The organism is Alkalihalobacillus alcalophilus ATCC 27647 = CGMCC 1.3604, assembly GCF_000292245.2.
Taxonomy (GTDB): Bacteria; Bacillota; Bacilli; order Bacillales; family Bacillaceae_D; genus Alkalihalobacillus; species Alkalihalobacillus alcalophilus.
Genome location: NZ_ALPT02000032.1, coordinates 14,984 through 30,724, shown reverse-complemented (window position 1 = coordinate 30,724; position 15,741 = coordinate 14,984). Strand labels below are relative to the sequence as shown.

19 protein-coding genes are annotated in these 15,741 nt (G+C 36.7%); 10 read left to right on the top strand and 9 right to left on the bottom strand.

Translation table 11 applies throughout. From position 1 onward, the window contains the following. Nucleotides 1-13: 13 nt before the first annotated feature. From BALCAV_RS10275 to BALCAV_RS10255, 4 genes are all read right to left on the bottom strand, one after another. Nucleotides 14-931, bottom strand: a complete 918-nt coding sequence (locus BALCAV_RS10275) for a ClpXP adapter SpxH family protein (protein WP_003321103.1) — start codon at nt 929-931, stop codon at nt 14-16. Between the two features lie 25 nt (nt 932-956). Continuing rightward, complete coding sequence (locus tag BALCAV_RS10270) at nt 957-1,340, bottom strand: globin domain-containing protein (RefSeq protein WP_003321104.1); 384 nt, start codon at nt 1,338-1,340, stop codon at nt 957-959. A gap of 376 nt (nt 1,341-1,716) precedes the next feature. Further along, nucleotides 1,717-2,415: a lytic transglycosylase domain-containing protein gene (locus BALCAV_RS21170; protein WP_003321105.1), complete on the bottom strand. Its 699-nt coding sequence runs from the start codon at nt 2,413-2,415 to the stop codon at nt 1,717-1,719. Between the two features lie 614 nt (nt 2,416-3,029). Continuing rightward, a complete protein-coding gene (locus tag BALCAV_RS10255) occupies nt 3,030-3,626 on the bottom strand; it encodes a CYTH domain-containing protein (protein WP_003322114.1) in 597 nt (198 codons plus the stop codon). 166 nt (nt 3,627-3,792) lie between these two features. Here BALCAV_RS10255 and BALCAV_RS10250 point away from each other — a divergent pair, with 166 nt between their 5' ends. Genes BALCAV_RS10250 through BALCAV_RS10235 form a run of 4 tightly spaced genes read left to right on the top strand, consistent with a single transcriptional unit; the run spans nt 3,793 to nt 6,551 of the window. Next, nucleotides 3,793-4,173: a UPF0738 family protein gene (locus BALCAV_RS10250; RefSeq protein WP_003322116.1), complete on the top strand. Its 381-nt coding sequence runs from the start codon at nt 3,793-3,795 to the stop codon at nt 4,171-4,173. A 27-nt stretch (nt 4,174-4,200) separates the two neighbouring features. Beyond that, nucleotides 4,201-4,833: a GTP pyrophosphokinase gene (locus BALCAV_RS10245; RefSeq protein WP_003322117.1), complete on the top strand. Its 633-nt coding sequence runs from the start codon at nt 4,201-4,203 to the stop codon at nt 4,831-4,833. Between the two features lie 22 nt (nt 4,834-4,855). After that, entirely contained in the window at nt 4,856-5,647 is a 792-nt protein-coding gene (locus BALCAV_RS10240; RefSeq protein ID WP_003322118.1) for an NAD kinase, read from the top strand. Beyond that, nucleotides 5,640-6,551 carry an RluA family pseudouridine synthase gene (locus BALCAV_RS10235; protein WP_003322119.1) on the top strand — a complete coding sequence of 304 codons (912 nt, stop codon included), beginning with the start codon at nt 5,640-5,642 and terminating at the stop codon, nt 6,549-6,551. The genes BALCAV_RS10240 and BALCAV_RS10235 overlap by 8 nt, the downstream gene beginning before the upstream one ends. A 164-nt stretch (nt 6,552-6,715) precedes the next feature. Here the strand turns inward: BALCAV_RS10235 and BALCAV_RS10230 are convergent, their stop codons facing one another. Both BALCAV_RS10230 and BALCAV_RS10225 read right to left on the bottom strand, forming a co-directional pair. Beyond that, on the bottom strand, nt 6,716-7,051 hold the full coding sequence (locus BALCAV_RS10230) for a DUF948 domain-containing protein (protein WP_235213101.1): 336 nt from the start codon (nt 7,049-7,051) through the stop codon (nt 6,716-6,718). A gap of 30 nt (nt 7,052-7,081) precedes the next feature. Then, complete coding sequence (locus BALCAV_RS10225) at nt 7,082-7,438, bottom strand: DUF5665 domain-containing protein (RefSeq protein ID WP_407920839.1); 357 nt, start codon at nt 7,436-7,438, stop codon at nt 7,082-7,084. A 259-nt stretch (nt 7,439-7,697) separates the two neighbouring features. Here BALCAV_RS10225 and BALCAV_RS10220 point away from each other — a divergent pair, with 259 nt between their 5' ends. From BALCAV_RS10220 to BALCAV_RS10210, 3 genes are all read left to right on the top strand, one after another. Further along, a complete protein-coding gene (locus BALCAV_RS10220) occupies nt 7,698-9,755 on the top strand; it encodes a cation:proton antiporter domain-containing protein (RefSeq protein WP_003322122.1) in 2,058 nt (685 codons plus the stop codon). 259 nt (nt 9,756-10,014) lie between these two features. Further along, nucleotides 10,015-10,791 carry an enoyl-ACP reductase FabI gene (gene fabI, locus BALCAV_RS10215; RefSeq protein ID WP_168771615.1) on the top strand — a complete coding sequence of 259 codons (777 nt, stop codon included), beginning with the start codon at nt 10,015-10,017 and terminating at the stop codon, nt 10,789-10,791. A 185-nt stretch (nt 10,792-10,976) separates the two neighbouring features. Then, complete coding sequence (locus BALCAV_RS10210; RefSeq protein ID WP_003322125.1) at nt 10,977-11,321, top strand: DUF1360 domain-containing protein; 345 nt, start codon at nt 10,977-10,979, stop codon at nt 11,319-11,321. Between the two features lie 45 nt (nt 11,322-11,366). On the opposite strand, the gene BALCAV_RS10205 is transcribed toward BALCAV_RS10210, so the two are convergent. Further along, nucleotides 11,367-12,059, bottom strand: a complete 693-nt coding sequence (locus BALCAV_RS10205; protein WP_003322126.1) for a hypothetical protein — start codon at nt 12,057-12,059, stop codon at nt 11,367-11,369. Between the two features lie 108 nt (nt 12,060-12,167). Next, entirely contained in the window at nt 12,168-12,845 is a 678-nt protein-coding gene (locus BALCAV_RS10200) for a BMQ_0737 family morphogenetic spore coat protein (protein ID WP_003322127.1), read from the bottom strand. A gap of 204 nt (nt 12,846-13,049) precedes the next feature. On the opposite strand from BALCAV_RS10200, the gene BALCAV_RS22295 reads away from it, so the two are divergent. Beyond that, the gene (locus BALCAV_RS22295) at nt 13,050-13,211 is read left to right on the top strand and encodes a hypothetical protein (protein ID WP_003322128.1); all 162 of its coding nucleotides are present in this window, start codon (nt 13,050-13,052) and stop codon (nt 13,209-13,211) included. Nucleotides 13,212-13,406: 195 nt separating this feature from the next. Beyond that, a complete protein-coding gene (locus BALCAV_RS10195) occupies nt 13,407-13,943 on the top strand; it encodes a hypothetical protein (RefSeq protein ID WP_003322129.1) in 537 nt (178 codons plus the stop codon). Between the two features lie 41 nt (nt 13,944-13,984). Here BALCAV_RS10195 and BALCAV_RS10190 read toward each other — a convergent pair whose 3' ends face one another. Next, nucleotides 13,985-14,512, bottom strand: coding sequence for a hypothetical protein (locus BALCAV_RS10190; RefSeq protein ID WP_003322130.1), 528 nt, complete (start codon nt 14,510-14,512; stop codon nt 13,985-13,987). A gap of 228 nt (nt 14,513-14,740) precedes the next feature. On the opposite strand from BALCAV_RS10190, the gene BALCAV_RS10185 reads away from it, so the two are divergent. Next, complete coding sequence (locus tag BALCAV_RS10185; RefSeq protein WP_040323859.1) at nt 14,741-15,535, top strand: exosporium glycoprotein BclB-related protein; 795 nt, start codon at nt 14,741-14,743, stop codon at nt 15,533-15,535. The last annotated feature ends 206 nt before the right edge of the window (nt 15,536-15,741 follow it).

Here is a 15,741-nt window from a genome sequence, read left to right as displayed (position 1 = left end):
AATACGTCTAATCTTAAGCTAAATATTTCCAAAAAGTACCGTATTTAACAGGGACTTGTTCGATCTTTTGTTGGAGGATAAGTGGCTTTAATTCTTTTTCTACTTCTTCAATTGTTAAGTCAAACACAACAGCAATTTCAATGGAAGCAACAAACTGAAATTTCTTTAAAAACTGTTCAATCGATATTTTTTCCCTCTTTTTTGGAACATAACCAAGCATTTCGGAAATCAATTGTAAATAAACCTCGTACTTATAAACACCTTGTACTTTAATCCCGTCTTGTTCAATATCATCATTGAAAAAAACGAAGCTAGGAACACATTCTACTTCCATTTCACTTGTTGTTTTAATATCACAATCAAGAGCTTGTTTTGCTGCAGGTGAATGAAGATCTTGTAAAAACTCATCAACGTCCATACCGATTTCATCACTACATGCTTTTAAAATATTTAGATCGGAAATATCTTGTTTTTCTAGAAATAATTTTTCTCTGAGCTTTCTTAAAAAGCGAGCTCCTAACTGAGGACCTTGAAGCTCGGCCGCTTTAATAGCTAATGCGGCTACATAAGGAGAAATTCGATTATTTTCTAGCCAGTAATCACCATCACAAGACATTCCTGTTTGGGTAGCAATCCGGTCCCAAGTATTGGCTAAATCCAACTTTTTTTCGTTACTATTTCGTTTATCTGGGCATATATTCCATGCTTTTAAACGACCAGCTAATAAAACTCTAATTCGAAAATAGTCTCCGTATTCAATGAGAAGCTTCTTCATGAGCGGTTCAAATGACCAACATTCTGCACTAAATGGGTCAATAAAAGCATAAATTTCGATTGGTTTTCCAGCTTTAGGTTGATTGGATTCTTTTGGATCTAGACCACAAACGCCTGTTATGTTGTTACAAATGTCGGTTTTCTTTCTAGGATTCAATGGTCATTCTCCTTTCTCATATCGTTTAATCCTGGCTGTTAACCATATGATAAGAGGTCATCCGTAGACGTTCTAACATATATTCTCGAATTGGTCCGGTAATATTTGTTTGTTCCATTGCTTCTTCCATACATTCTAACCAAGCTTTTGCTTGAGTGTCTTTAATGACAAATGGCATGTGACGAGCTCTTAGCATTGGATGACCATGTTCATCGGAGTATAAAGTCGGTCCTCCGAGAAATTGTGTTAAAAATTGTATTTGTTTGCGTTTCGTTTCCGTAAAGTCTTCTGGAAACAAAGGAGCAATATCAGGGTGCTCAGAAACATAGCCGTAGAACGTATCAATTAATTTCGTCAATACGGCTTCACCTCCGAGTGCTTCATATGGAGTTTGACCTTTTTCAGGCATTCTCATTCCTCCTAGTCCAGTATATGTTTTAGAACAGTTCAAAAATCCTATCAATTTGTTATTTTATCTTATTGTTATCAAACTGTCCTCAAAAATGTTCTTGTTCTAACACACATTGTAGCAAGGGAAGCTCGATCGGGCAAATAATCTGACTCAAAACAAGAAGAGTTGGAAAACATAGCAAACAAAGAAGTGGGTATTTGTTCGTTAAATTATGAAGTAGGTGTTTGAGGTAAGTTTTTTAAAAGGTCTTTGAAGAGACATCTGTTAACTAAAGAGGGAAAACTAAATGGAAACGATTAAATGGGGATAATGGATCACAATTGATACTAAAAAATCCCATCAAGCCTCAAAAGGGCTAATGGGATGTGTAATGTTAGGCTAAATATGTATTCATCACTTTTGGGACATAGTTTTGTGTTTCTTTAAATGGTGGGATTCCACCGTATTTATCGACATTTCCTGGTCCGGCATTATAAGCGGCAAGGGCTAATTCAATATTGTTGTCGTATTTGTTAAGCATTTGACGCAAATATTTTGCACCACCATGAATGTTTTGCTCAGGGTCAAATACATTTGTTACTTGTAAACCTCTTGCTGTTGCTGGCATAAGTTGCATTAAACCAGCTGCACCTGCTGGGCTTATCGCATGTGGATTAAAATTAGATTCATGTTTAATAACAGAATAGAGCAGTTTTGGATCAAGATTATACTTTTGAGCTGCTTCCTCTATATATGGCAGATATACGGCTTCTTTTGCATTTGTATACATATTTGATTGAGTTTCGACTTGAGAAGGGAACGGAACAGTTGCTTTGGAAACAGGTTGACTCATTCCATTAATCGTCTGGAAAAGGGAAGGCTGCCTATCCAATTGTTCCATACTCAAAAGACGTGATATTTGATCATGTCCAAAAGGAGCTCCTGAAAAAGGGCTTCCTTGAAGTTCTTGATTTAAGTAAGCATGAAATAAGCGATTTGTCTCAGATGAAAAAGGGGAGGACTGAGACGGGCTTTGATTTGTTGCCGAGTTAGTTGGCAATATGTTAAAAGGAGTAAAAAAAGAGACATTCACTTTTTAAATTCCCTCCTATTTTTTTAGTTATTCAACTTTCGAAGAGTATAATTGACTCTTAACCGTTGATAGAGATTGACTTTAGGGCGATACCATACTCCAATTGACTTTACATGAACGGTTCAATCGTTAACAGTCTGAACACATCTCTTCGTAGGCTGTTGAAGGAAACTGTTCTGTTCACTAAAATAAGCACTTCGGCTGTCGCTCCCAAAACCATACTCCGCGTCCTGCGGGAACCTGGCGAGCCTCCTCGGCAAGCCTTGCGGGGTCTCGCTCCACGGTTTATTCCCGCGGGAGTCTCCGTATGGTTTTGTCCGCTAAGTGTCGGGGAGATGCTTGATGATATGGCCATTCTCAATCAGCTATTTCTAACGCAGAAGGACCTTCTTCTTCACTTTGTTGGTTATGGAACTAAGTAGGGAGTTGTCACCCATCTTTTTCCTAAGTCTGCAGTCATGAAAAGACATGATTCAAATCGAAACCAGCTCGATCATCTAGCCAACCTACAGAGCATCAACACGGATTTTCTCGATGCGAAAGTTGAGATAGTTATTAGTAAAATAGTATCAATGATTTCTATTGAAGTGAATCCGACTTTTTAACTGTTGCATTTATTTTTTTAGTAGTTGTTTTCGTTCAAAAAAGCGTTGTACTTTATTTTTTGCTGGTATTGAATGGAGTTGGACTGATTGCAGAACCGTGTTTAGAGTCTCATTTGCATGTTCAAGTGTTTGTCCTTCAAATTCGATTTCATAATCGGTTAGATCTAAATAATGGCTTTGATCTAGGCATAAAGACCCTTTGTTATAAGCGATTTCCAATCTTTTCGTTTGAAGAGCGCCTAAGTAATGAAGCTCCTCGATTTTTATGTCAAGCTCTTCTAATTGGTTGACTACATCTCCTGTAGGGAGCTTTGCTTGTTTTCGAAAGGTTTGGAATTGCTGCTCTGTTAGTGGTTGATGTGTTTCTAATAAGCCAACTGTATGGGGTTGTTTCAGTGTTAATGTATATGAACGATTTTTTTCTCGTACCCTTAAAGCAGATCTTTTCTCCCTTAGCTGAAAGTCTTTTGTATCAAAATAATGGTTCTCCTGTTCAAAAGCTTCATTTTCACTAAGGTTAAATTGTTTAATCAGTGTTTGATACCCTTCTTTACTAAGCATTGATTTCACTTCAATTTCAACTTCTTTTGCCATTCCACTTTTCATTCCCTTCCGAATGGTTCTTTTATCTCTTCATTTATTATGTCATATCCCGATCGTAAGCTCAATGCCGACAACGTATGGAAACAAGATGGTTTCATATATCGAATCTAGAAAATGTGTTAAAATAAGATCAAAGTGATTATTGTATTGAGAGGTCGTGTTGTTTTTAATGAAAAAGTTAATCGCAAAAAAATTTGAAAAAAATGATGAAACAATGACTTTAATTTTGGAAGAGGTCATAGACGAACAATTGGCTCTTGAATTAAAGGATGGGGAACGAATGCTTGTTGATTCTGACCAACTTGCTTTTATATACATTTTAGAAGATTCGACACAATTTTATTATGTGACAATCCCACAGGAACTTTGGAAGGATTTAGCCGACATACATAGGCAAGAACAACGAGTTGATGTGAAATTAACTGATCAAGTAACGGTTGAGTTAAAGGCACTTCATCATGAGTTGAGCTTTTTATTAGAGAACATCGCAGGCAATGGCAATTACGGGGAAGAATTAGAAAAAGTCGTAACGAGTGAATTTATGTTATAAGTGAGAATGTTAACGGACGGTGGTTAAATGAGAAAATGGGAAATCCTTTTAACTCCTTATAAACAAGCTGTTGATGAATTAAAAGTGAAATTAAGAGGAATACGTGAACAATATCAAAAGTCTTCCAAACATACACCGATTGAATTTGTGACCGGGCGTGTGAAGCCGATTTCTAGTATTATTGATAAAGCGAGTCGAAAAAATATTCCACTGGATCGTCTTGAAGCAGAGTTGCAAGATTTGGCAGGATTAAGAATTGTGACTCAGTTTGTTGAGGATATTGAAACCGTTGTGGAGTTAATTCGTTCGAGAAAAGACTTTGAAATTATCGAAGAAATTGATTATGTTAGCGAGAAAAAATCTAGTGGTTATCGTTCTTATCATATGATCCTCAATTATCCTGTTCAAACAATTGAAGGGGAGAAAAAGATTCTGGTTGAATTACAAATAAGAACGATGGCGATGAATTTTTGGGCAACAATTGAACATTCATTAAACTATAAATATAGTGGAGAAATTCCAGCAGATGTCAAAATGAAATTGCAGCGTTCAGCTGAAGCGGCCTTTCTTTTGGACGAAGAAATGTCGATTATACGTGAAGAGGTTAGGGAAGCCCAAAAAATAATTACGACAAAACAAGAACAAGGGCGGAAGCTGTAGCTTTTTGGATGGAGGTAAAACGATGAAATTTGCAGTCACTTCTCGGGGAGATGACGTTTCAAATACACTTAAGCAACGAATTGAAACGTATCTTCTTGACTTTGGATTATATTTAAATGAAGATGAGCCTGATTTAGTTATTACAGTTGGTGGGGATGGCACGCTCTTACAAGCTTTCCATGATTATAGCCATCGTCTTGAAGATACAGCATTCGTTGGGATACATACGGGTCATTTAGGCTTTTATGCCGATTGGATGCCAGAAGAAGTGGAAAAGCTTGTCATTCATATTGCGAAAACACCTTATCATGTTGTCGAATATCCATTGCTTGAAGTGATTATCGTGTCCAAAGGTCATAAAGAGACACGCCATTTAGCCTTAAATGAATGTACTGTTAAAAGTATAGAAGGTTCGCTTGTTAGCAGTGTTGAAATTAAAGGCGAGGCATTTGAAATTTTTCGAGGAGATGGCTTATGTATTTCGACTCCTTCTGGAAGTACAGCTTATAATAAAGCATTAGGTGGAGCGATTTTACATCCATCACTCGCATCCATTCAAATTGCAGAGATGGCTTCCATTAATAATCGTGTCTATCGTACGGTTGGTTCGCCCCTTGTTTTACCTCAGCATCATACTTGTTTATTAAAACCTTTAAATAAAGTCCATGTTCAAGTTTCGATTGATCATTATAACCCTATTTTTGAAGACATTGTTTCGATTCAATGTCGGGTCGCGGATGAAAAAATTCGATTTGCTCGTTTTCGTCCATTCCCATTTTGGAAAAGGGTGAAGGAGTCCTTTATCGGTGAATAAAGAGCAAGTTCAATTAGCATGGACTGTAACAAAAGAAGATGAAGGCAGGTTATTAAGAGATTTTTTATTAGAAAGGCAACAAATCTCACGTCGAACCCTGGCAAAAATTAAGCATCAAGATGGAAGAATTGTTGTGAATGAGCAGGAGAAAACGGTGAGGGCGATTTTATATGAGGGGGATAAAGTAAGGATTATCTTACCGAGTGAAACACCGAGTGCCAATTTGTCGCCTGAAAATAAAAATCTGGATATTTGCTATGAAGATGAGCATTTATTAATTATTAATAAAGATATTCAAATGTTGACGATTCCATCTAAAGAACATCCAACGGGTACTTTAGCAAATGCAGTGCTCGGTTATTATGAGCAAAAGGGAATTGCGGCAACGTTTCATGCGGTGAATCGTCTTGATAAGGACACTTCAGGTTTATTAGTCGTGGCCAAACATCGACTTGCCCATGATAAATTATCGAAACTACAGCAGGATAAAAGGTTAAAACGCTATTATGAAGCGATTGTCGAAGGGTGTGTAACACCAAGACAAGGGGTTATTGATGCCCCAATTGCGAGGAAACTAGATAGCATTATCGAAAGAATGGTGCATCCAGCCGGGCAAAGGGCGAGAACACATTATGAAGTGATCGCACAAAGTGAGCAGTATTCTTATGTTCGGATTGAGCTAGAAACCGGACGAACTCATCAAATTAGAGTTCATTTTTCTTCACGCGGTTATCCTTTATGTGGAGATGATTTATATGGCGGGCATTTAAATTTCATACCAAGGCAAGCCCTCCATTGTTATAAACTTGAGCTCGTGCATCCATTTACAAACGAACAGCTCCTTATTAAAGCAGAGATGCCAAAAGATATGTGGCAGTTAAAGCAGAACTTGGGTTTGTCATAGGGGCAAAGAGTTCTTCACTGAAGTTGAAACTCATTCCAAAAAACAGACTAGCAAAGCTCTTTTTTTGAACTTTGCTAGTCTGTTTTCATTTCTTCTTTTTACGTAAATAATAAAAGAATGCTGCGGCACGGACGAGTCCTTTGACATTTTTTTGCTTGGTGACGTCAATGCCATCTTTGACATTTTTCATTTTTTTTATCTGTGAATTGAGCTAATGTTGCGGTTAAATGATGGGTCGCATTCCCGGCATCTTCAATAGTATCAAAAATAGGATCTAACTTTTTCACTTTTTGATTGACATCTAATAACGTTTCATTTGTGTTATAAAGAACAAGTTTTACTTCTCCTGTAATATCTTCTAAGCTTTTTTCGGCTTGGCCGATTACTTGAGCCGTGTTATCAAGTGTTTTTGTGAGCTTGTTTAAAACAGGAATTAAGAAACCGATGCCGACTGCGATGGCAATTGCTAAAATGAGTACTCCAATACCTAACCATTCCATTTTGATCACCTCTAATTTTATTTAGACACATTAAATTTGTGTTCTGTAATTTTCTACCATCTCCAAAAACTCGGCTACCCATTGACCGATAACCGGTAATGAACTCATTTGAATAAGAAGGAAAATGAAAATCCCGATAAATATTGCAGTTCCTAATGTTAAGCCAACTCCACGTGAAAGACCGGCAATAAAATTAACCTTGATCACTTCTTTTTTATCAGAAAAATGATAGGCCATGTCTTTTAAAAGACCTTTAGTCGTTATTTCATCTAACTTATCAACGATTTTTTCAAAGCGTTCATTTTGTTCAGTTCTTTTTTGGTCTTCGCGATATGTAGGAGGAACTTTTCGCCTCTCTTGTTCTGGACTTAACCCCAATATTATCACCTCTTTTAAAATAAAAAGCAATCCTTTGATAAGTGTACGATACCCTCTTTTAGCTTAAGTGAAACGAAAATATTAATAGTTTAACGGGTGTTTAAAAGAAAGAGATACACTTAAGTGGCATCGTCTATAAGAGACTATCTAAAAAAATGATTGACTTTTCTTCGGACCATTTTTATGATTAGAAGATATTTGAATCTAGTAGTGAAAAATGATAATAAAAATAAATGATTTAGAAGAATGAACGGAAGGTGTGGATTAAGTGTTTGCTCAACCTGTAACAGATCCTGTCTTAATATTTGCTATTGCCATGGTTATCTTCTTAATTGCTCCACTAATTATGGCTAAATTTAAAGTGACAGGAATAATTGGGTTAATCCTAGCAGGTCTCATCATTGGACCCAATGGTTTAGGTTTATTAGCAAGAGATTCGACGATATTGTTATTAGGGGCAGTTGGCCTTCATTTTATCTTTTTTATCGCCGGATTAGAAATTGATTTAGATGGTTTTAAAAAATATCGAAATCGAAGTTTAACGTTCGGGACATTGTCCTTTCTTATTCCTTTTATTTTAGGAACGGTCTCGACATTATTAATCGGCTATTCTTTACTCGCAGCGATTTTAATAGGTTCCATTATTGGTTCACATACGTTGTTAGCATACCCGATCGCGAGCCGGTTAGGTGTATCCAAAAATAAAGCGGTTACGACAACGATTAGTGGAACGATTATTACAGATACAACCGCATTCTTAATCTTAGCCGTAGTTGCTGGTGCTTCACATGGAGTGCTCAATGCTGAGTTTTGGGTGACAATGGTCATCTCCTTGCTGATTTTTGTTCTTGCTGTCTTTTTAATAGTACCTAGAATTTCTAAATTTTTCTTCCGGACTTTAGGAAGTGAAGGCAATTCCGAGTTTGTTTTTGTGATGTCGGTTTTATTCGTAACGGCTTATGGAGCAACTCTAGCAGGTATAGAAGCGATTATTGGTGCTTTCCTTGCTGGTCTGGCGCTTAATCGCTTTATCGTTGAGCAAGGAACATTAATGAATCGGATAAAGTTTGTTGGGAATTCGATTTTTATTCCGTTCTTCCTCTTATCGGTTGGGATGTTAGTTGATTTAAGGGTCATTTTAACAGATCCTGATACATGGATAATGGCAGGGATCGTCGTCGTATTTGTTATCCTCGGAAAGTTATTAGCGGCGATCATTACTGGAAAAATTTATAACTATTCGAAAGCAGAACAAATTTTAATGTTTGGTTTATCTGTTCCACAAGCGGCAGCGACTTTAGCGGCAACAATGGTCGGATATGAATTAGGTTTATTAGGTGAAGCGGTCGTAAACGCCATGATTATAAAAATTTTAATTACATGTTTAATTGGACCGTTCTTAGTAGAAAAATACTCAAAAGTTCTAGCGTTGCTTGAAGAGAAAAGACCATATGAATCAAATCAAGCTCCAGAGCGTGTGATGATTCCTGTAGCAAATCCGCATACGTTACAATCGCTATTAGATTTAGCTTTTATTGTTCGGGGAAATTCAAAGGAACCATTATATGCGTTGAGTGTTGCCCAAAGTGGTGAAAATTCATCCGAAACATTAGTGAAGGCAGAAAAGGTTTTAAATGAAGCCGTTAGTTATGGGGCGGGGGCGGAAGTACCTGTTCAAACGCTCACTCGTGTCGATCGAAATATCGCGACCGGTATGATCCGTGCGATGGAGGAAAGTCGAATTACGACGGCTGTTATTGGTTGGAATGGAAAATTATCGACTCCACAACGAATTTTTGGGAGTGTATTGGATCAACTTCTTGAGCGTTCAACACAAACGATTCTCGTGACTAAAATCGAATATCCTATAAATACAATGAAACGGTTAGTTGTCGTTGTACCAACAGGTTATACTCATAAAGCTGGGTTTTATGCGGCTATGGATGTGATTAGAACTTTCGCTACTGAACTTGGAATGTCGATTCATTGTATAATCATTAACGATGAAATCGCTCATTATAAGGAAGCTTATGCTACTTCTAATTCTAGTTTAAACTTAACGTTTGAAAAATTAGAAGAATGGGATCTATTTTATGAACGATTGGATAAGCTGAAAAAAGATGATCTCGTCATCGCTTTAAGTACAAGGAAAGGGACTCTCGGTTGGGACCCGCAACTAGAGAATTTACCGAGAAACTTATCAAAAACAGCATCAGAAAGTTTTATTGTCCTCTATTCTCCAGAAGAAAAGCATGTTGATTCAAGAGGAACAAAAGGGATTGAAGCACCAAAAAGTGTTTTAAATCCTAAAGCTTATCATTCTTAAAAAAGAGTAAAACATCAGGTGAATGGATTCATCTGATGTTTTTTTTAAGTTGTTTTTAGTTATTATTAGGTCGAGTGGAAGTGTGGATGAGATAGAACTTGTGTTGTATTTTGTGAAAAAAGTTTAATTAATAAGTAGCAAATGTGAATAAAGGGTAGCATCTTAATGAAAGGCTATTCAGTGAAAAGGAATTATGGTAAAATAAAAATTAGTACTTGATACTAATAACTACTATTAATCAAATGGAGGGAATTCAATGATTGAATTGTCGTTAACGGGCCGTACATATGTGGTAATGGGTGTGGCGAATAAAAGAAGTATTGCATGGGGAATCGCTCAATCGTTATCAAAAGCAGGAGCTCGCTTAATTTTTACTTTTGCAGGAGAGCGTTTAGAAAAAAATGTCCGTAGTTTAGCTGAAACATTAGATAACGAAGGTCATTTAATTTTACCATGTGATGTGACAGATGATGCAGAAATTGAAAAAACGTTTGCTGAAATTAAAGCAGAAGTTGGTGTTATTCACGGTATCGCTCATTGTATCGCATTTGCTAATAAAGAAGAGCTTGAAGGGGAATATTTAAATACAACAAGAGACGGCTTTTTGTTAGCTCATAATGTTAGTGCCTACTCACTAACGGCGGTTATGAAAGCAGCTCGACCATTAATGACAGAAGGTGGAAGCGTCGTTACATTGACATACTTAGGTGGAGAAAAAGTAGTCCGTAACTACAATGTCATGGGAGTTGCCAAAGCTTCGCTTGATGCGAGTGTTAAATATTTAGCGAATGACCTCGGAAAAGATGGCATTCGTGTTAATGCGATTTCAGCTGGACCTATTCGTACTTTAGCAGCAAAAGGAATTGGTGGGTTTAACGATGTCTTAAAAGAAATCGAAGAAAGAGCACCTTTACGCAAAACAACAACACAGGAAGAAGTTGGCGATACAGCTTTATTCTTAATGAGTGATTTAGCTCGTGGTATTACAGGAGAGCTGCTACACGTAGATGGTGGCTACAATATTTTATCGCTATAATAACGAAAGAAGAACAGGCTAGCAAAGGATTAACTTTGTTGGCCTGTTTTTTTTGTTGGGGAGAGTGCGTTGGTCGGGGATGGTGTGTAAAAAATACTCATCTTTTTCGCAAATGCAATATCAATCTTATAAAAGCAACGTATATATATAGGAAGTGAATTCAATTTATTAAGAGGGTTGATAATATGGAATTGTCATGGATGGAGTTTGTCATTATTGCCTTGGCTACTTTTCGATTTACCCATTTAATCGTGTTTGATAAAATTACAAATTTCCTCAGGAAGCCGTTTCAAATGATTCGCGAGGAGGAAATGAGTAGTGGTGAGGTTTTTGAGTTTGTTTCTCCTAGAGGAAAGGGGATACGACGATTTATAGGTGAGCTCCTTAGTTGTTATTGGTGCTCTGGGTTATGGGTGGCGATATTATTTGCTCTATTATTTTGGTGGGTACCTACGATTATGTGGCCAATCTTTATTGTACTTGCTATTGCTGGGGTGGCATCCTTTTTAGAAGCGTTATTAAAAGGTTAATAATAAGTAAAAGCTATCGAGCATTGAGTCGATAGCTTTTACTTATTAAAATATATTGCACATGATTTGATTGTCAGCACTTTTCCCTTCCGAAATTTCTCTGCCATATATATAAGCATCAACGACAAAGGATGGATTATCTACTCCTTTTGGAATTTCAATTTCAAAATCAGAAAAACTGAGTGTTTCATTTGGTTCTAACTTCTGAATATTATTAGGTCGAAGCCAATATTGGCCGGTTTTCTTTGCTTCTTTCCTTGACTGATTTTCGGTGAAGGACCAAGATTGTTCGAGGTTTTGATCATCCATTAAATACATATTTAAGTCTCTCTGTTTTGGGTGACTTATTTTTCCTGCTAAATTAGAAAGTTTAGGCTGATTGAAAACAAAACAAATGATTGGTTCATGTAATGGAGTTGTGCCAAGGTTTTTCATAATAAAATGACCTTTAATAGTGACAGTATGATCTTCCTTAGGGATCATCATTGAATAGGCAAAATAACTTTGGATAATAAAAGTATCCTCGTATAATTTAGGATCGACTGCCATTATTTCCTGAGGAATCTGCTTTATTTTTTCTTTAAGAGAAAGAATCGTATCTTGCTGTTCTTTAAGTAGTTGGTCTTTTTTTTGGCCTTCATTCGTTAGTTTAGTCACTTCAGAACGATAATGGAGAAGCTTTTGTTTATATTGAATTTCTTTATCGTGAAATGATGTAGTTGAAGGTGTTTTAGACATATACTCCCTCCTATTTATCGATGGTTATTATATATCTATGTATGGTGAAGGGATTTAAGAAGAAAAAAACGAGGAGGGGGTTACCCTCTCCTCGTTATGCCATTCTTTCTAATAATCCTTGGTCATTCCTGGGAAGATGACATCACAGTTTGGTGGACGCTTTTTAGTTCCGCATACGACATCATTAATCGGTAATTCATTACGAGGGTGACAGTAAGCTGCTTCGACTTCAATCTTTACGAAGTCAGTTACAAATACATCTAAGCATAAGCTTACAGAAATATCTAATTGCTGGAAGTTTTCTGTACAAACAAACTCAGCGTCACATTCTCCTTCAACGATACACGCTTCTACACATGTTCCTTTTGGAGCACATAAATACAACGTTTGAATCGTGAAGAACTCAACTGGCTCATTTAATGTGAAGCAATCATCATCATCCATAACGGCGATTTCCATTTGTCCCTTTGCTAAAATTTTAACCCGGTATAAAGTAACCGTTTCGCCATTTGGTAATGTGACTTCAACCTTTTGACGACCGTGAGATTGAGTAATTTCTTGCGTATAAAGTGTATCCTCTAACACACGGCATTTTGTTGTGTAGCAAGGATGATTAGCCGTTAAGAATTGACAGAAATTGTCGTACTCAGTCGCGTCGTATAATCCTGCTGTTAATTCTGCTAAATCAGCATTTGTGATGCTGATTGGTTGCACTTCAACAGGACGCATAACCCAGTCATAAACTTTTTCTGCATTAATGCAAATATTATGTTTTTTGGATTTCATCATTTAACCTCCTATTTTTTTCACCTGCTTTTCGAATGAACGAAAGTAGGTATTCAGACTACTGTATATTATGATAATTCCCCAAGATTGTGTATTGTGATAAGGCGATTCGGTAAAAACGGGCGAATGCACATTTTTAAGAAAAAGATAAAAGTTGGGGAAGCCCTATACATATTGTATGTATGAAGAAGGAGGGGTGCGCTTATGAGAAAGTTTTATCAAAATAGAAAATCCGTTCGAAATGTTAAAAGATGGAGCTCTAATCAAATTACGAGAACTGAAGTAATTAGAAAAGAAGTAAAAAGAATGACAGCCTCAGATTCCGATTTAAAAGCGAAAAAAAATTGCTGCGGCCAAGGTGAATAATTCTCAATGGGATCATCTAAATGACAAATCTTATTTTATAGAAGATTTGTCATTTTTTATTTATAGAAAATCTTTCATTTTTGATTGATTTGGGTTAAGGCTTTAGTGGAATTTTCTAATAAATAGGTAAATCATACAAGCTAGATAGTTGATTGGCTAATAGAATGAACCATACAAATGAAAGGAGAGATTAATATGGATTGTTGTTCACCGCGTTATTTTATAAATGACACTGGTTTTTTACAAGCATGTCCAAAACGAAAGCGTAAAAGTTTTTGTCAAATTGTTACACCGAGCTTTTTATTTGCTTCCAATGCATCTCAAACTGTAACTCTTGATACAGCAGAACTACCAGTTCCACTTGTTCTGGATGAAAATGTTACGTTAAGAGGCTTTATCGCATCACCAGATTTTACCCAATTCGCCTCACAAAATTCTGGTATTTATAATGCGACTTATGATCTGACCATTGCAGCTACAGCGGGAGTTGGGGAGTCTGTAGTAGTAAGTATTTTAAGAAATGGCGAACCAATTGCCGGAACAGAACAAACAATTGTACTTGCAGCAACACCAGAACGTGTCACTTTACCAAACTTTCCATTAAGTATTTTTAGTGGTCAAGTTTATAGTTTAGCAATTACACCTGTAACTGGAGCGGTACTTCCAATCACTTTAGAGGTTACGAACGCATCCCTCTATTTGAATCGGATTGCAAATTTAGGAGGAAGTTAATTTGAGAATAAAAAGGTGGACCTTAAGTGGTTCACCTTTTTTTAATCTTCATTATTTTTCTTTTGAAAATTTCTATAAAACCAGCTGTTGCTTTTCTCTTCAGTAGATTGTGTTTTCTTAGTTGGATAATCACTATAATTCTTTTGTAAAAATGGATATATCTCTTCATCTTTTGTATTGGAATCTGTTATTTCAGCTGAATCATTTGTTACATTTTCTATTTGTTTTGTTTGTTGTATTTGTTGTATTTCTTGTTTTAATGATTCGTTTAGCTGTCTGAGTGTTTGAAGATCTTGTTCGTACTTTTCTTTTAATCGCGATACTTCTTTGAAGATATTTTTTGAATTTTTTTTCTCGTTTTGCAGTGCTTCGTTTAGTTCGTCAATTTCTTGATTTTTTAGCTCGTTTTCTTCTTTGAGTGTATCTATCAAATTATAGTGATAATTATTTTGATATTGCTCGACCAAGTATTTATATTTCTTTAACTCTGACTGTAAATGGATAATACGTTGTTGCAATTGAGTGGCCGTAAGCTTTGTTAAAGAATCTTTACTTATTTGATTAGTCATCAGGATACCTCCATATATGATGTCTTTTTTTATAAATATGTAGAGAGGCTGTCTCTTATGTTTTTTATCATTTTCCAGTGAGAAGACTCCTTTTGCAAAAACTGGCTACGATTATAGGTGGGAGTAGTTTTATGGGCGTTTGAATCATTTATTTATAAATGGTTGTAAATACAAGCCGGTTAGTCAGAGTTCACATAATATGAATCAAACACTGAAAGGAGTGAAAATATGAAATTTAAAAATAATAGAAGTTGTTGTGGCAGTCAAAGTAGATTACCGCTTAATTTTGCTGGTGGTATAGCTGGTCGTCGTGATCCGTTTGATCGCGGTGGAATTGGCCCACGAGGTCCACAAGGCCCACCAGGTCCAGAAGGTCCAACAGGAGCGACAGGTCCAGCAGGAGCGACAGGTCCAGCAGGCCCCCCAGGAGCGACAGGTCCAGCAGGCCCCCCAGGAGCGACAGGTCCAGCAGGCCCCCCAGGTCCCCCAGGTCCGACAGGTCCAGTCGGTGATGGTTCGATTATTCCATTTTCTTCAGGAACGGTACCAGCCGTTCTAACAACTGTTATTGGCGGTTTGGCCAACACGTCAAGTTTAATAGGTTTTGGTAGTTCAGTTCCTGGTGTAGAATTAGTAGGTGGAGTAATTGATACGACTGAGCTTTTAAATACGGCCTTTACCGTTCCAAGAGATGGAACGATAACATCGATCTCTGCTTTCTTTAGTACAACGCTTGGAGTAGATTTAGTCGGAAGTGAGGTAACGATAACGGCTCAATTATTTAGTGCTGAACCATTAAGTAATGAATTTACAGAAGTTCCAGGGGCAACTGTTACTTTAGAACCGCCGTTAACCGGAACAATTGTGGTTGGTGAAACGGCTGCAGGAACTACGGATGGTTTAAGTATCCCAGTTACTACTGGAACGAGATTGTTAATGGTCTTTTCTTCAGAAGTGACAGGTGGAGTAGATTTAGTTTCTGTAATTGAAGGGAATGCAAGTGCTGGAATAAATATTATTTAAGAAAGGTTTTTAACATCTAGTTATCATTTGTTTTAAGTCTGCCAAAGAGGTCTTGCTAAACAAGACTGTCGGTAGACTTTTTTTTTAAGACAATGGATTAATTAGCTAAATTATTTATCTAATCCATTAAGAATGTTGATTTGTAATAGAACTCTTCAATAGTTCTGCATATTTTATCATTATGTAAAGAAAGGGAGGGAGATAGT

Excerpts from the sequence above, each read along its gene's own strand:
- BALCAV_RS10270 (WP_003321104.1), bottom strand. The coding sequence starts at position 1,340 with ATGCCTGAAAAAGGTCAAACTCCATATGAAGCACTCGGAGGTGAAGCC.
- BALCAV_RS10255 (WP_003322114.1), bottom strand. The coding sequence starts at position 3,626 with ATGAAAAGTGGAATGGCAAAAGAAGTTGAAATTGAAGTGAAATCAATG.
- BALCAV_RS10250 (WP_003322116.1), top strand. The coding sequence starts at position 3,793 with ATGAAAAAGTTAATCGCAAAAAAATTTGAAAAAAATGATGAAACAATG.
- BALCAV_RS10245 (WP_003322117.1), top strand. The coding sequence starts at position 4,201 with ATGAGAAAATGGGAAATCCTTTTAACTCCTTATAAACAAGCTGTTGAT.
- BALCAV_RS10240 (WP_003322118.1), top strand. The coding sequence starts at position 4,856 with ATGAAATTTGCAGTCACTTCTCGGGGAGATGACGTTTCAAATACACTT.
- BALCAV_RS10230 (WP_235213101.1), bottom strand. The coding sequence starts at position 7,051 with ATGGAATGGTTAGGTATTGGAGTACTCATTTTAGCAATTGCCATCGCA.
- BALCAV_RS10210 (WP_003322125.1), top strand. The coding sequence starts at position 10,977 with ATGGAATTGTCATGGATGGAGTTTGTCATTATTGCCTTGGCTACTTTT.
- BALCAV_RS10205 (WP_003322126.1), bottom strand. The coding sequence starts at position 12,059 with ATGTCTAAAACACCTTCAACTACATCATTTCACGATAAAGAAATTCAA.
- BALCAV_RS10200 (WP_003322127.1), bottom strand. The coding sequence starts at position 12,845 with ATGAAATCCAAAAAACATAATATTTGCATTAATGCAGAAAAAGTTTAT.
- BALCAV_RS22295 (WP_003322128.1), top strand. The coding sequence starts at position 13,050 with ATGAGAAAGTTTTATCAAAATAGAAAATCCGTTCGAAATGTTAAAAGA.
- BALCAV_RS10195 (WP_003322129.1), top strand. The coding sequence starts at position 13,407 with ATGGATTGTTGTTCACCGCGTTATTTTATAAATGACACTGGTTTTTTA.
- BALCAV_RS10190 (WP_003322130.1), bottom strand. The coding sequence starts at position 14,512 with ATGACTAATCAAATAAGTAAAGATTCTTTAACAAAGCTTACGGCCACT.
- BALCAV_RS10185 (WP_040323859.1), top strand. The coding sequence starts at position 14,741 with ATGAAATTTAAAAATAATAGAAGTTGTTGTGGCAGTCAAAGTAGATTA.